Here is a 14091-nt window from a genome sequence, read left to right as displayed (position 1 = left end):
TGCACCAGCTTATTGCATCTCTATAAGATAAAAGAGCTGAGTCCCTGGCATTGTCCGCCGGATCTCAGCTCTTCTTGTTTACGATTCGTCTTCCAGCTGTTCAAGCGCCCATTCCGCCCAGTTCAGATCGGACTGCGTGGCGAACCGTCCTCTCTCCAGCAGCAGCCGCATGCCCCGTGAAGGAGGCGGCTCCTTCGAGGAATAGAATTCGATTCTGCGATCCAGCCAGTGTACCCTGTCGCGGCAGTAATTGATGCGAAGCTCCAGCTGACGCTTCATATCGTCCGGGTCACCTTGATCCATGGCAAATACTTTGAGTATAAGCTCATCACGTATTACGGGGTCGTTGGCAGGTACAGTCAGCCAGGCGCGAAGGGCGTCGCGACCCTTATCGGTTATCGAATAAACCTTCTTATCCGGCTTATCGGTTTGGGTGACGAGTACGTGCCGAACATAGCCCTCGCTCTCCATCTGGGAGAGGAGCGGATAGATTTGGCTGTGCTTGGCGGGCCAACAGGACTGGATTTTCAACATCAGGTCATAACCTGAATCAGGAGAATAAGAGAGTAGACTAAGGAGCCCATAAGCAAGGGTGTTCATAGGATGTCCTTCCCATATGTTAGTTTTGACATATTATTGGTAGTGGTATATGATTGTCATTGGTTTTGATTATATGTAAATACCGACATATATGCAACGGTGCCGGGAGAGGTGCCTGTTTGAGAAGATGCTCTGGTATTGAGGGGGAAATGAAGTTGACTGAACAGGAGCAGCAGGACAAAGTAAAGTTTTGGCCGATTATGACGGCGATTTTTGTCGGCTCTTTTTTGTGTGTTTTGGCATCGAGTACGATTAATATTGCGCTGCCGATTTTGCAGGACCATTTTCATACCACGCTCGGCTCCATTCAATGGACGCTGACGGGCTTTATGCTGGCGATGGGCACACTGGCTCCGATCGTTGGATACTTGGGAGAGAAATTCAGCTATAAGCGGCTTTATTTATTCGCGCTTATCGGCTTCGTTGTTGCATCTGTGCTTTGTGCCGCATCTTGGGATGAGTATTCGCTTATCGCATTCCGTGTTATGCAGGGCGCATTCAGCGGCTTGATCTTGCCGGCATCGATGGCCATTATCTATCAAGTGGTTCCGCGTGAGAAACAAGCGATGGCGATTGCGCTCTGGTCGCTTGCTGCGATGATGGCTCCGGCAATCGGACCGACGTTCAGCGGCTGGCTGCTGGAGAATTTCGCTTGGCAGTGGCTGTTCTTGATGAACATTCCAATCGGCTTGATTTCGATCGTGCTGGTGTTTGCCTTTATTCCATTCTATCGTCTCAGTGTGCCGAAGAGCTTCGATGGCATCGGGTTTATTACCGTCCTTGTCAGCAGTTCTTCGTTGCTGCTTGCGCTTGGTCAAGGTCACAACTGGGGCTGGGATTCGGGCCGGATTATTTCGCTTCTCGTCGTAGGTGTTGTGATGCTGGTACTCTTCATTTGGCGGGAGCTTACGACCGATACTCCGCTGCTTAATTTGCATGTGTTTAAGAACGGACGTTATACGCTGAACTTAATCATTACGATTGTTCTCACGATCAGCTTGTACTCCGGTACATTCCTGACGCCGATCTTCCTGCAGCGCATTCAGCATGTGTCTGCGATGGACACGGGGCTGATTCTTCTTCCGGCTTCGCTGGCTATGGCTCTTATTATGCCTGTTGTCGGCAAATTATATGGCAAAATCGGACCGCGCTGGCTGATGGCGATGGGCATCCCGCTGCTTGCGCTCGGTACGCTGACGCTTAGCTGGCTCAGTATCGACGTTTCTCATTCCTACATCCTCTGGTGGATGACGGTTCGTAACCTCGGCATCGCGATGGTTATGATGCCTGCGAGCAACGCGGCGATGGAGCAAATTCCGCGTCACTTGGTTGGTCATGCTTCCTCGATCTCCAACTGGACGCGTAACGTATTCGGTTCCTTCGCGATTGCGATCTTCACCACCTTGCTTGCGTCGCGTTCCGTTCAACACGGTACTGATCTCGCGATGGCCGGCGATACGAATGAGCTGCACATCGCGAACATGGCGTTCACGATGAGTGTCAACGATGTATATCTGCTGGCAACCTTAATCGCTGCTGTTGCATTCCCGCTTGCGCTGTTCGTCGGCAAAGCGAAGCAGCAGAAGGTTGCTGCCGTGGAAGCACGCCAATCGGCGTAAAAGTGGAAGGGAGCCTCTCCGTTGTCTGATGAGACGATGGGGAGGCTTTTTTGCGCTCGCCGCTCGAAGCTCGATACTCTAACGAATCCAGGAGGTCTTATTCGGAGAAAACATGCCCCAACGGACCTGAAATTCACTGAATAAGGCCCTGTGGGTTCGTTAGAATTTTTTGGCCGTCATTTGAGACCAAATAAGGCCCCCATGGTTCGTTAGAATAAGCATGGTTAGTTTGTTGCAGGTGGCGCGATAGGTTACGTTTTGCGCGCTAAAATATGGTATGGTGAGTAGAGTTAAAGTGGATTGCGGATTGGGAGTCGAACCTACTGCTGAAAGGGACGAATATCATGCGATTTGCCCGGATGGAAGAACGTTATCTGCCGCAGGTGTTGGAGATTTACAATCATTATGTCGTGCATACGACGGTTTCTTTTCACACGCTTCCCCTGACGATGGACGAAATTCGGCCGAATGTACTGCCTGCCAATCCGCTGTACAGCACCTATGTGTGTGAAGAAGAAGGTGCGATAATAGGCTACGGATTGCTTACGCAGCATAAGAACAAGCAGGCCTACAATACGACGGCGGAGGTCACGATTTATCTGGCTCCGGGGCATCTCGGCAAGCGAATTGGCGCAGAGATGGTTGCTTTTCTGGAGACGAAAGCGCGGGCGAGCGAGTTTCATGTGCTTGTTGCCACGGTGTGCACGGAGAATGAGCGAAGTATTCGAATGTTTGAGCGACTAGGTTACGAGCGAGCGGCACTATTCAAAGAAGTGGGTCATAAGTTTGGCAGGTGGCTCGACATTGCCAGTTATCAGAAGATCCTAGAATAGGAAGCGGGGCCACCGGCACACGCATTCCCATGAATCCGAGCGACAAAAGGAGATACATACCTATGAATAACCTAACCAAATTTCGAATCGCCAGACCGGCACACGACCTGTTCGAAGCCTTCGTAGACCCTGCTAAGATCGGTAACTTCTGGTTCTCTACCAGCTCGGAGCGATGGGAGAAAGGCAAGAGCGTTACGCTGATTTACAAAGAGTACAATGCCGAAGTGGGCATAACGCTGCTTGAGGTTGAGGCAGATAAGAAGATCGTGTTTCAATGGGCCGGCGAGGATCATATTGTCACCATTACCTTGGAAGAGCAGCCTGACGAGTGTACGATTATTGCCATTAATGAAGAGGGCTTTCAAGATCATGATCCCGAGCTGCTGAGTAAAATCGTGGACAACAAAGAAGGCTGGGTGTTTGTGCTGACGTGCTTGAAAGGGTACTTGGAGTTCGGCGTGACGCAGCTCCGGACGGGAATTGTCAAATAAATCCGTTTAGCAAAGGCAGTTCGGCTCAGGACGAAAGCAAGTTGTCCTAAGCTGAGCTGCCTTTTGTCATTCGCTGATCATCGATATCGAAGCCGGAACTCCTTCGGGCGAGCGCCCGTGTGCTTGCTGAAGCAGCGGACGAAGTAGGGGAAGGTCTGGAAGCCGGTTTCTTCGGCAATCTTACCGATGGGCTCACTGGTATGAATGAGCAGCTGCTTCGCCTGCTCGATGCGGTAGCGTGTGAGGTAGTCCTGCGGCGTGCAGCCGAATGCTTTCTTCATGCAGAGCGCGATGTAGTTGGCGTGAAAATGCAGCTGATCCGACAGCTCCTTGTAGCTGAGCTGTTCCCGGTAATTGCGGCGCAAGAAAGCAGCCGCTTCATCCGCGAGCGCAAGCTGCGTGTCCTTGGCAGCAGCGGTATGGCTGCCCTCCTCTTGCAGCTGAAGCAGCAGCTCGAGCAGCAGGGTTTGCTGGCGGAAACGGGCTGCAGCATGGAAGTCGGCATGGAGCAGCAGCAGATTTTGCAGCCGTTCATAGACGCCCTCCCTTGCGAGCAGCTCACCGAATCTCGGCACATGAAACGCGAAGGTTTCGATCTGTGGGTAGGGATCGGTAATAGGCGGGGGCATATGCGGTTCGCGTTCCGCTACAACACTCCAGCTGCCAAGCGTTTGAAAATGAAGCCAGTAGAAATGCGTCTCCTCTTGGCAGGGAATCACGGTCTTGTGCGCGCGATCCGGACGCAGAATGGCAAACTGATTGGCACTAACGGTGAGCGGCACACCATCCTCTTCCAGATAGAGCGTGCCGCGTGTTACGGCGAGCAGATCGAATACACCGATGCTTGCACGGCCCGGATGCTTGCCGCCTGCTGCATAGGTATCCTCACCCGAAGTGATATAGTGCGGCATGGGCGGAGAAGTAAATCGGAACATTCGAGAGTCGCTCCTTTCGGAGGGTTTTGCTTTTATCATAAGTGTTTATCAGGAATTGTGCCATATGGGCGAATTTGAATTCATGTTGTGATTAGATAAAAAAGGGTTGTCATCGGCTATCGGCTGTATACACGTAACCATGCTATATTCGCTTCATAGCAATCTTACTATGAGGATCTGAAGGAGACGACTTATATGGAGACGACGATAAATAAGCTGATCGCCACAGCATTTCAAGCATTACCGCTAGGGGCGATTAAGCCTGCAGGCTGGCTCCGCAATCAGCTGCGTATTCAGGCAGATGGATTAACCGGACATTTGGAAGAGCATTGGAGCGATGTTGGGCCGGATAACGGTTGGATTGGCGGTCAAGGGGAGAGCTGGGAGCGCGGGCCTTATTATTTGGACGGACTGCTGCCGCTTGCTTATTTGCTGGAGGACGAGGGGCTGATTGCCAAAGCGCAGCGCTGGGTGGAATGGTCGCTCGCAAGCCAAGGGGAGGATGGCAATTTCGGTCCGCGCGGAACGATTCAATCGGTCAATAATGACATCAACAAGAAGCACGACTGGTGGCATTACATGATCATGCTCAAGGTGATGACCCAATATGCGGAAGTGACGGGGGATGAGCGTATTGTTCCGTTCTTGACCCGATATTTCCGTTACGTGCACAGTCATATTGCAGCTAACCCGCTTGAGGGATGGGCCAAGGCACGCGGCGCAGAGATGGTACTGTGCGTGCAATGGCTGTACAAAGAGACAGGGGATGCGTTCTTGCTGGAGCTGGCAGCGACGGTAGCCGAGCAGACGCTCGATTGGACCGATGTGTTTCACGACTTCCCGTACTGGCGCAAAGTGGAGGAGTGGGATTGGAGCACGCATGTCGTCAATGTGGCAATGGGCATCAAAACCCCGGCGATCCGGTATGAGCTAAGCGGTGAAGAGGTTGAGCTTGCTGCCGTTCATCGCGGAATCGACAGCTTGATGACGTACCATGGTCAAGCGCATGGCATGTTCTCCGGAGACGAGTGGTTATCGGGGACGAGCCCAAGTCAAGGCGTCGAGCTGTGCGCCGTGGTCGAGTATATGTATTCCATGGAGCATCTGACGCGCGTGTTCGGCGAAGGACGGTTTGGGGATATTTTGGAAAAGGTGGCTTTCAACGCGCTCCCGGCCGCAATCTCTAAGGACTGGACTTCGCATCAATATGATCAGCAGGTCAATCAAATCGTGTGCAACGTGGCTCCGCGGACTTGGAGCAACGGCCCCGATGCGAACTTGTTTGGTCTGGAACCGCATTTCGGCTGCTGCACGTCGAATATGCATCAGGGCTGGCCTAAGTTTACGTCCCATCTGTGGATGGGTGACGGGAACGGCGGCTTGGCGGCTGTGTCGTATGCGCCTAGCGTGGTGAACGCGTCGGTTGGAAGCGGTGCGACGGCAACGGTAACGGTGAGCGGTGAGTATCCGTTTCGTGATACGGTTAACATAGCTGTGGCGCTGGATCGTCCGAGTGAAGCCTTCTCCATTTCGCTGCGCATTCCGGCCTGGTGCGGTTCGCCAAGCTTGTCGGTTAACGGCGCTAACGTTTCGCTAAACGTCGTTAATGGTTATGCGCGCGTGGAGCGCGAGTGGAAGAACGGAGACGTGCTGACGCTTGGTTTGCCGATGGTCGTTACGACGACATCCCGCAATCTGTATGCGATTAGCGTTGAGCGCGGACCGCTTGTCTATGCCCTGCCGATTCAAGAGAACTGGCAGCTGCTCACGAAGCGGGCGAAGTTTCACGACTGGGAGGTTTACCCGGGCACGCCTTGGAAATACGGCCTGTTGGCAGACAACGACTATGCGGTTAGCGAGAGTGAAGTGCCGTATCAACCATTCGATGCCGAGCATGCGCCTGTTCGGTTGAAGGCAATCGGTCAGCTGGTGCGGGAGTGGAAGATGGAGGGCAACAACGCGGGGACGCCGCCGATCTATCCGAAGACCGAAGGTCAGGAGATCGCGGAATTGACGCTTGTCCCTTACGGCAGCGCGCGCCTGCGGATTGGCGAATTCCCGCTGATCGGGGAACGCGAGAAGGCGTGGAAGAAGCGGGTATAAGCGAAGCTGGATGTGTAAACGAAGTGGCTGAACCGAGGGGACTCAGTTCAGCCACTTTTTGTCGTTCTTTATCGTGACGGTAGAGAGATGAATCTATGCAATCTCATCTAATGCGGACAAGCGCATGCTGCAGCACGTTGTTGCCAATCTGCGGCGTGACAGGCTCTTGGCTAAGGCCGAACACGTTGAGGATTACGTTGCGATTCGCTGTGCTGCGGCTGATGCGCACTTCGTACTTATACTTCACGCTCGATACGTCCGCGTACACGAAATTCGACGTGCCTGGGGCCAGGGATACGAAGCAGTTGGTCGTGTTACACGGCGCCAACGTGAGTGCGACAGGCAGGCCGCTCGACCAGTCGAATACTCGAAAACTCATTCGTAAGGCATTTCTATAGCCAAGGTTGACGAGGTCAACGAGGGCGAAGTTGGTACCGGGATTTCGCCGAATTATTCCCGTGGAATAAACGGCTCTACTGTAGCCGCTCCCGGTGCATGACGTGCTGCTGCTTCGAACTTTTCGGCTGTTTTTGACGGTATTTCCTCGTGTTTTGCTGCTGCTTGTGACGACTCTACTGCTGTTTCTCCTCATCGACATTCTCTTATCTCCTACTCTCTCATTCATGTCGCTGCTAGTTGCTATACTCCTGTTAATAGATGCCGAGAGTGGCCAAAGGGTACGGGTTTCTGCCTCTACATAGAAGAAAGTATAAGTTTCACCTTCTACAATGCTTCTATTTCACCGGAATGAAACGCGCTGCGCCGCCAAACACGGGCCGTTTCACCTTGTGTGTATGAAATGAATGGAAATGTCCACAATAAAGGAGCTAACCATACCGACTATACCGGCCTCACAAAAGGAGAAGAACAACAATGCGGATGAGAAAACAATGGCTAAGCCTAACGCTCGTATGCGTGCTGCTTGGGCTGGGAGTTACTCCAATACATGCCTCAGCGTCAAGGCAAGATCATCATGCCCATCAACTTCGCTATACGCAGTCGATGGTAAACCTGAACAAAGAGCTCCGGAAGCTGTGGGGCGACCATGTCTACTGGACAAGATCCTACATTGTGAGTGCGACCGAGGGACTTGCGGACCGCGATAAGGTGCTGGAGCGCCTGCTTCGCAATCAGCAGGATCTCGGCAACGCCATTAAGCCCTACTATGGCGAGAACGCAGGCAACAAGCTGGCTGAGCTGCTGCGGGAGCATATCCTGATTGCCGGACAAGTGCTTGAAGCGGCGAAGGCTGGGAATCAGGCGGACTTGGAGAAGCACAATAAAGCGTGGTACCGCAATGCCGACGATATTGCCAAATTTCTAAGCGGCGCTAACCCGAATTGGACGCACAAAGAAATCAAGAGCATGATGGATAGGCATTTGCAGCTCATTACGGTTGCGGTGACCGCGAGGCTGAAGAAGGACTGGAATGGCGATATTCTTGCTTTCGATGAAGGACTGGCACACATGCTGATGTTTGCGGATATTCTCGCACAGGGGATCGTTGCTCAGTTTCCTGATAAGTTCAAATAAGTAGCTTAAATTGCACGAAGTGGCCGCCGGGAAAGTACGGTGGTCTTTTTTTATGCTGCGAGCAGGATTCAGCAAGAATCATCAAGAAATTAGCATGGAGCCACGTTACAATACAAGGAGTACGAGTACAGCAAGGAAGAGGAGGTCATGCATTCGAATGAGGGAGGATTACCTGCTGCAGATCCAAACGACTATTGATTACGTAGAAGCACATGTAGCGGAGGAGCTGTCCTTATCGCGGCTGGCGCAAGTCGCGAGGCTGTCCGACTTTCATTTCCACCGGGTCTTTCTGTCCATGGCGGGAGATACCGTAATGGAATACGTGCGTAAGCGTCGTCTGGCGTTATCGGCTTGGCAGGTTGCCTATTCGGATACAAGGCTGCTCGACATTGCGCTGAACTACGGCTTTCAGAATCATGAAACGTTCACCCGCGCCTTCAAGCGCATGTTCGAGATGACGCCGGCTGACTACCGCAAGCAAGGGATCAAGCCGCCGGCTTACTCGAAGCTAAACGTGCTGCAGCGCAAATACAATCCTTATTTGGGAGGCATTCGCATGGATTATCGGATTGAAACGAAACCCGCTTACAAGGTCATCGGCTACGAGCTTACAACATCCACGAACGATGGCGAGAATCAACGCCAGATTCCGGCATACTGGCAGGAGTATCTGAAGAACGGCTGGGCGGGCCGTATTCCGAACCGCGTTCATAAGGAAAGCCCGATCGAGCTCGGCATCTGCCACGGCTTCGACATGGCGACCGGAAGCTTCAAGTACCTGATTGGCATGGAAGCCGAGAACTTCGACAATGTGCCGGAGGGTCTCGTCTGCCGCGAGTTCGGAGCTGCTGAATATGCGGTGTTTACGACACCGAAGGTGCCGACCGAGCAGTTCTCTAACACGATCCAAAGCACATGGGGAGCGATCTTCGGCGAGTGGTTCCCGCATTCCGGTTATGAGCATGCCGGCTCCGCGGAGTTCGAGCTGTATGATTATCGCTGCCATCCGGGCCGAGAGCTCGTGGAGATGGACATTTATCTCCCTGTGAAACGCAAAGAAGCGTAAGCTTTAACCTATAGGTCTGCTAAGAAGAGGCGCAGCCGATAATCGGATGCGCCTTTTCTTATTGCTGCCGGCAGGCGAATTTTGCGTCATGGAGGATGCAAGTTTCGCCGACTTCTCCTTTTTCAACGTAGAAGGGGCTTGGGAAAATCGTGTAGTACCCTGTTTAGGGTGGAAAAAGGGGAACTTCCCGAAAAAATCCCGTTGAGCGCAGGAAGTACCGCGTTTATCCTATGTCTACAAGACAGAGGTAAGGAGCGAGCATGTTGACCCATTTTTCGATAGAAGGAAGTGCGTTTGTGTATGAAGGCAAGCCTGTCCGCCTTCTGTCCGGCGCTATGCATTATTTCCGGATTGTCCCTCAGTACTGGCAAGACCGTTTAATGAAGTTGAAAGCTTGCGGACTAAACACGGTGGAGACTTACATTCCCTGGAATGTACATGAGCCGTACGAAGGGCAGTTCTGTTTCGATGGACTTGCCGATGTGTTTGCTTATATCGAGCTTGCGGGCAGCCTCGGCTTGCATGTCATTGTTCGTCCGAGTCCATATATTTGTGCGGAATGGGAATTTGGCGGTCTGCCTGCATGGCTGCTGGCTGATTCCGATATGCAGCTGAGATGCAGCTATCCCGCTTATCTGAGCAAGGTTGATGCTTATTATGATGTACTCATTCCGCGGTTGAAACCGCTGCTTTGTACAAATGGCGGACCGATTATCGCCGTACAAATCGAGAACGAATATGGCAGCTATGGCAACGACGCCGTGTACCTGGACTATTTGCAACAGGCGCTTATTAAACGCGGTATTGATGTAACGCTGTTCACCTCCGATGGACCCACTGATGCGCTGCTGCAGGGCGGATCTGTCCAAGGCGTGCTGTCAACGGTCAACTTTGGCTCCAATCCGACCTCTTCCTTCGATAAGCTGAAGGAATATCAGCCGGATTCGCCGCTTATGTGCATGGAGTATTGGAATGGGTGGTTTGACCATTGGGGCAAACCGCATCATACACGCGATGCTGCAGACGCGGCAGCAGTGCTGGACGAAATGCTGGCTGCCGGCGCTTCCGTCAACTTCTACATGTTCCATGGCGGTACAAATTTCGGCTTCTATAATGGCGCAAACTGCCAGGAGCCTAATCTCTTCGAGCCCACGATTACGAGCTATGACTACGATTCTCCGTTGGATGAGACTGGTGTGCCAACAGCCAAGTATTATGCGGTCCGAGAAGTCATTGCACGGTATGAGGAGCTCGGTCCGTTGGAGTTACCTCCTGTTATCCCTCGCCGTGCCTACGGGCAAGTCGAATTAACTGAGCAGGCAGCATTATGGGAGCAGCTCGACGTTCTGTCGGCACCGTTCCAATCCGTTACACCGCTTCCGATGGAGAAGGTTGGACAGAATTATGGTTTTATTTTGTATTCAACGCACATTTCCGGACCGCGGCCTTCAGAGCAGCTCTATCTGCAAGAGGTACGCGACCGGGCATTGGTTTATGTGGATGGCGAATTCAGAGGCGTAATCGAACGATCGCAGACACCGCAATCGCTGGCGATTGAAGTGCCGGCCGGAGGCGCGAGGCTGGATATTCTCGTTGAGAATATGGGCAGAATCAACTATGGCCCTTACCTAAGAGACCGCAAAGGGATCACGGAAGGGGTTCGACTGGGGTTCCAATTTCTCTTCAATTGGACCATTCGGCCGATTCCGCTTGAAGACTTATCGAAGCTGGCTTGGGCCGCGAACAGCTCGAATACGGATAGACCTCGGTTCTATAAAGGAACTTTCCACGTTTCGGAGGCCGGCGCAGATACGTTCCTGGACATGCAGGGCTGGACGAAAGGTGTCGTCTTCATAAATGGCTTCAACCTGGGGCGTTACTGGAGCAAAGGCCCTCAGCAAACGCTGTATGTGCCAGCCCCTCTTCTCCGCGAAGGCAGCAATGAAATCATCGTATTCGAGCTGCATGATGCGTCGCAAGCATCGACGGTTATGCTTACGGATACGCCGGTGCTAAATCACCAGCCGCAGCAAGCAGCCAACTAAACGTAAGAAATAAGAAAAATACACATAAGAAGGTGAATCCTCTGACTACTGAATTGAAACCGAAACTGCCGCAATCCATCGAAAACATCCTAGCTATGGCGGAGGCCGAGCTAGCCTTGCACCCGAAGCTGCTTCATATGTTTAAGCAATGCTTCCCGAACACATTGGAAACAACTACACGCCAGCTGGAAGACGGAACATCCTTCGTATTTACCGGCGACATCCCGGCGATGTGGCTGCGAGATTCCAGTGCACAGGTCAGGCCCTATATTCAGCTGGCTTCGGAAGATCCGGAGCTTCGCGGCATTATTGAAGGGCTGTTGAAACGCCAATTCCGCTGCATCCTCATCGATCCCTATGCGAATGCCTTCAATGAAGAGGCCAACGACATGCGCTACGAGAACGATGTGACCGAATTGCCTGCACCAAGCCCATGGGTATGGGAGCGCAAATACGAGATTGATTCCCTCTGTTATCCGCTCCAGATCAGCTACCTGTACTGGAAACAAACAGGCAGCACAGCTGCTTTCGATGACGATTTCAAGCAGGCGGCGGTACGAATTCTACAGCTATGGCGCACGGAGCAGAAGCATGTAGAGGAGTCGCCTTACCGCTTCACTCGTCTGTCCGGCCCGCCGAGCGATACGATCCACAACAACGGAATGGGCGCACCGGTCAGCTACACAGGCATGACATGGTCCGGCTTCCGGCCAAGTGATGATGCGTGCGCCTATGGATATCTGGTTCCGGCTAACATGTTCGCGAGCGTGGTGCTGGGTTATTTGGCTGAAATCGCAAACGAGGTGCTGGGCGATGCATCTCTGCAGAGCGAAGCGCTGGCGCTGCAGGAAGAGATTGACCTTGGCATTCGCGATTTCGGCATCTACAAGCATCCGGTGTACGGCGATATGTACGCCTATGAAACCGATGGGCAGGGCAATTACACGCTGATGGACGATGCAAACGTGCCAAGCCTGTTGTCTATTCCTTACCTGGGCTATGCAGCCAAGGACGATCCGATTTACCTGAATACGCGCCGATTCATCCTAAGCAAGGACAACCCTTATTACTACGAAGGCAGCTGTGCGAAAGGCATCGGAAGCCCGCATACACCGCCGCGTTATATCTGGCATATCAGCTTGGTCATGCAAGCACTCACCTCGACCGACGATCAGGAGATCGCGGAGCTGGTGAAGCTGCTGATCGCGACAGATGGCAATACCGGCTTCATGCATGAAGGCTTCAGCGTGGATGATCCGGCGCAATTCACAAGATCGTGGTTTGCTTGGGCAAACACGTTGTTCGGCGAGCTGATTCTGAAGCTGATGAATGAGAAGAAGATTGGAGCCATGCTCGCCTAAGCGAAGCATCGTTAACTATTAAGGAGGCTAAATACATGAGTGAAACCGTACATGAAGTGGAAAATGGCGTTCATAATTATAGCAGTGAATCTGAATGGGTCAAACCGACAGACCCTATAACCTTGGAGCGTCTGGAATGGTTCCAGGATCAGAAGCTCGCCTTGATGATGCACTGGGGTCCCTATTCCCAAATCGGCATGGTGGAATCGTGGACACTTAGTGACGAAGACGGCGACTGGGCACGAAACGACGTCGATTGGACGAATGACTATGAAGAAATGAAACGCGAGTATTTCGCGCTGAACAAGACGTTCAATCCGATTCGCTTCGAACCGGAGAAGTGGGCTGAAGTAGCTGCCGAGGGCGGTTTCAAATATTTGATCTTCACGACTAAGCATCACGATGGCTTCTGCATGTGGGACACGCATACGACGGATTACCGCATTACTGGCAAGGAAACGCCTTTCCATGCGCACCGTTACGCGGACATTTGCAAGAATGTATTCGATGCCTTCCGTGATAAAGGGCTTGCGATCGCGACGTATTTCTCTAAAGCGGACTGGAATACCCCTTATTACTGGGCACCGGGAATGGAGAGAGGCCGCCATATGTGGCGCGGACCTTCTTACAATCCGGCGGAGCATCCTTCCATGTGGGAGAAATTTGTCCAGTTCACGCATGAGCAAATTATGGAGCTGATGACTCGCTACGGCCGTATCGACATTCTATGGCTGGATGCCGGTTGGGTACGAGATGGCGGTAAAGTGAATCAAGATATTCGTTTGGGAGAAGTGGTCGAGCGTGCACGTCAGACATCGCAGCCATGGCTGCTGTCGGCTGACCGTACAGTTGGCGGCGCGTATGAGAACTACGTCACACCGGAGCAAACGATCCCGGATCGTCCGCTGCATGTGCCATGGGAAAGCTGCATCACGATTGGTACGTCGTTCTCGTTCGGCTTCGAGGACAAGTACAAGTCGGCGCGCCAATTGGTTCATATCTTGATGGAGGTTGTAGCTAAAGGCGGCAACCTGGCGCTCAATGTCGGACCACAGCCTGACGGCAGATTGCCTAAAGGCGCAGTGAAGAGCATGAAGGATCTCGGAGCTTGGATGAAAGTGTATGGCGAAGCGGTCTATGGCACGCGCATTTGCGCGCCTTACTATACTAGTGATTGTGCATTTACGCGCAAAGGTGACACCGTATACTGCACGTATCTGTATGCAAGCGAAGATTCGCCGGTTTCCGAACAGATCCGAATTCCGTATACAGAAGCGATTACGGGCATCGAGCTCGTGGGAACGGAAGAAAATGTGTTCTACACGCTGGATCAAGAAGGCATAATCGTACATCTTCCGAAGAGTCAGCTTGTCGGAGCAGCTCCGATTGCACATGTTTTCCGCATGGCTACGAAGTAAATGATAGAATCGTTTTACTTGGGGGATTGGAAATAAGCGATTGATTAGTGTAGAATAAAGTGTATTTTTAACCGGTAGCGCGGGAAC

At 52.5% G+C, this 14091-nt stretch carries 12 protein-coding genes; 9 read left to right on the top strand and 3 right to left on the bottom strand.

Going from position 1 to position 14091, the window contains the following annotated elements:
* Nucleotides 1-78 precede the first annotated feature (78 nt).
* On the bottom strand, nucleotides 79-600 hold the full coding sequence (locus tag AC0YNS_RS20440) for a PadR family transcriptional regulator (RefSeq protein WP_475782815.1): 522 nt from the start codon (nucleotides 598-600) through the stop codon (nucleotides 79-81).
* Between the two features lie 155 nt (nucleotides 601-755).
* Between AC0YNS_RS20440 and AC0YNS_RS20435 the strand changes: the two genes are divergently transcribed.
* The 3 genes from AC0YNS_RS20435 (at nucleotide 756) to AC0YNS_RS20425 (ending at nucleotide 3543) form a co-directional block, all read left to right on the top strand.
* On the top strand, nucleotides 756-2219 hold the full coding sequence (locus AC0YNS_RS20435; protein WP_475782814.1) for an MDR family MFS transporter: 1464 nt from the start codon (nucleotides 756-758) through the stop codon (nucleotides 2217-2219).
* Nucleotides 2220-2563: 344 nt separating this feature from the next.
* Nucleotides 2564-3052, top strand: coding sequence for an N-acetyltransferase family protein (locus AC0YNS_RS20430; RefSeq protein WP_475782813.1), 489 nt, complete (start codon nucleotides 2564-2566; stop codon nucleotides 3050-3052).
* A 62-nt stretch (nucleotides 3053-3114) separates the two neighbouring features.
* A complete protein-coding gene (locus AC0YNS_RS20425; protein ID WP_475782812.1) occupies nucleotides 3115-3543 on the top strand; it encodes an SRPBCC family protein in 429 nt (142 codons plus the stop codon).
* Between the two features lie 77 nt (nucleotides 3544-3620).
* Here AC0YNS_RS20425 and AC0YNS_RS20420 read toward each other — a convergent pair whose 3' ends face one another.
* Nucleotides 3621-4478 (bottom strand): helix-turn-helix transcriptional regulator, encoded by an 858-nt coding sequence (locus AC0YNS_RS20420; RefSeq protein ID WP_475782811.1) that lies wholly within the window; start codon nucleotides 4476-4478, stop codon nucleotides 3621-3623.
* A gap of 195 nt (nucleotides 4479-4673) precedes the next feature.
* Here AC0YNS_RS20420 and AC0YNS_RS20415 point away from each other — a divergent pair, with 195 nt between their 5' ends.
* A complete protein-coding gene (locus AC0YNS_RS20415) occupies nucleotides 4674-6581 on the top strand; it encodes a beta-L-arabinofuranosidase domain-containing protein (protein WP_475782810.1) in 1908 nt (635 codons plus the stop codon).
* A gap of 103 nt (nucleotides 6582-6684) precedes the next feature.
* Here the strand turns inward: AC0YNS_RS20415 and AC0YNS_RS20410 are convergent, their stop codons facing one another.
* Nucleotides 6685-7179, bottom strand: coding sequence for a hypothetical protein (locus AC0YNS_RS20410; RefSeq protein WP_475782809.1), 495 nt, complete (start codon nucleotides 7177-7179; stop codon nucleotides 6685-6687).
* A 281-nt stretch (nucleotides 7180-7460) separates the two neighbouring features.
* On the opposite strand from AC0YNS_RS20410, the gene AC0YNS_RS20405 reads away from it, so the two are divergent.
* The 5 genes from AC0YNS_RS20405 (at nucleotide 7461) to AC0YNS_RS20385 (ending at nucleotide 14004) form a co-directional block, all read left to right on the top strand.
* Nucleotides 7461-8114 carry a glycosyltransferase gene (locus AC0YNS_RS20405; RefSeq protein WP_475782938.1) on the top strand — a complete coding sequence of 218 codons (654 nt, stop codon included), beginning with the start codon at nucleotides 7461-7463 and terminating at the stop codon, nucleotides 8112-8114.
* A 157-nt stretch (nucleotides 8115-8271) separates the two neighbouring features.
* Nucleotides 8272-9180 (top strand): AraC family transcriptional regulator, encoded by a 909-nt coding sequence (locus AC0YNS_RS20400; RefSeq protein ID WP_475782808.1) that lies wholly within the window; start codon nucleotides 8272-8274, stop codon nucleotides 9178-9180.
* 263 nt (nucleotides 9181-9443) lie between these two features.
* Nucleotides 9444-11225: a beta-galactosidase gene (locus AC0YNS_RS20395; RefSeq protein WP_475782937.1), complete on the top strand. Its 1782-nt coding sequence runs from the start codon at nucleotides 9444-9446 to the stop codon at nucleotides 11223-11225.
* Nucleotides 11226-11320: 95 nt separating this feature from the next.
* Nucleotides 11321-12586 (top strand): glycoside hydrolase family 125 protein, encoded by a 1266-nt coding sequence (locus tag AC0YNS_RS20390; protein WP_475782936.1) that lies wholly within the window; start codon nucleotides 11321-11323, stop codon nucleotides 12584-12586.
* A 35-nt stretch (nucleotides 12587-12621) separates the two neighbouring features.
* Nucleotides 12622-14004 (top strand): alpha-L-fucosidase, encoded by a 1383-nt coding sequence (locus tag AC0YNS_RS20385; protein WP_475782807.1) that lies wholly within the window; start codon nucleotides 12622-12624, stop codon nucleotides 14002-14004.
* The last annotated feature ends 87 nt before the right edge of the window (nucleotides 14005-14091 follow it).

The organism is Paenibacillus sp. J22FR21 (assembly GCF_056269135.1).
The sequence above is the reverse complement of the archived record's forward strand: the minus strand, read 5'-3'. Positions and strand labels throughout refer to the sequence as shown.

Excerpts from the sequence above, each read along its gene's own strand:
- AC0YNS_RS20440 (WP_475782815.1), bottom strand. The coding sequence starts at position 600 with ATGAACACCCTTGCTTATGGGCTCCTTAGTCTACTCTCTTATTCTCCT.
- AC0YNS_RS20430 (WP_475782813.1), top strand. The coding sequence starts at position 2,564 with ATGCGATTTGCCCGGATGGAAGAACGTTATCTGCCGCAGGTGTTGGAG.
- AC0YNS_RS20425 (WP_475782812.1), top strand. The coding sequence starts at position 3,115 with ATGAATAACCTAACCAAATTTCGAATCGCCAGACCGGCACACGACCTG.
- AC0YNS_RS20420 (WP_475782811.1), bottom strand. The coding sequence starts at position 4,478 with ATGTTCCGATTTACTTCTCCGCCCATGCCGCACTATATCACTTCGGGT.
- AC0YNS_RS20415 (WP_475782810.1), top strand. The coding sequence starts at position 4,674 with ATGGAGACGACGATAAATAAGCTGATCGCCACAGCATTTCAAGCATTA.
- AC0YNS_RS20410 (WP_475782809.1), bottom strand. The coding sequence starts at position 7,179 with ATGTCGATGAGGAGAAACAGCAGTAGAGTCGTCACAAGCAGCAGCAAA.
- AC0YNS_RS20405 (WP_475782938.1), top strand. The coding sequence starts at position 7,461 with ATGAGAAAACAATGGCTAAGCCTAACGCTCGTATGCGTGCTGCTTGGG.
- AC0YNS_RS20400 (WP_475782808.1), top strand. The coding sequence starts at position 8,272 with ATGAGGGAGGATTACCTGCTGCAGATCCAAACGACTATTGATTACGTA.
- AC0YNS_RS20390 (WP_475782936.1), top strand. The coding sequence starts at position 11,321 with ATGGCGGAGGCCGAGCTAGCCTTGCACCCGAAGCTGCTTCATATGTTT.
- AC0YNS_RS20385 (WP_475782807.1), top strand. The coding sequence starts at position 12,622 with ATGAGTGAAACCGTACATGAAGTGGAAAATGGCGTTCATAATTATAGC.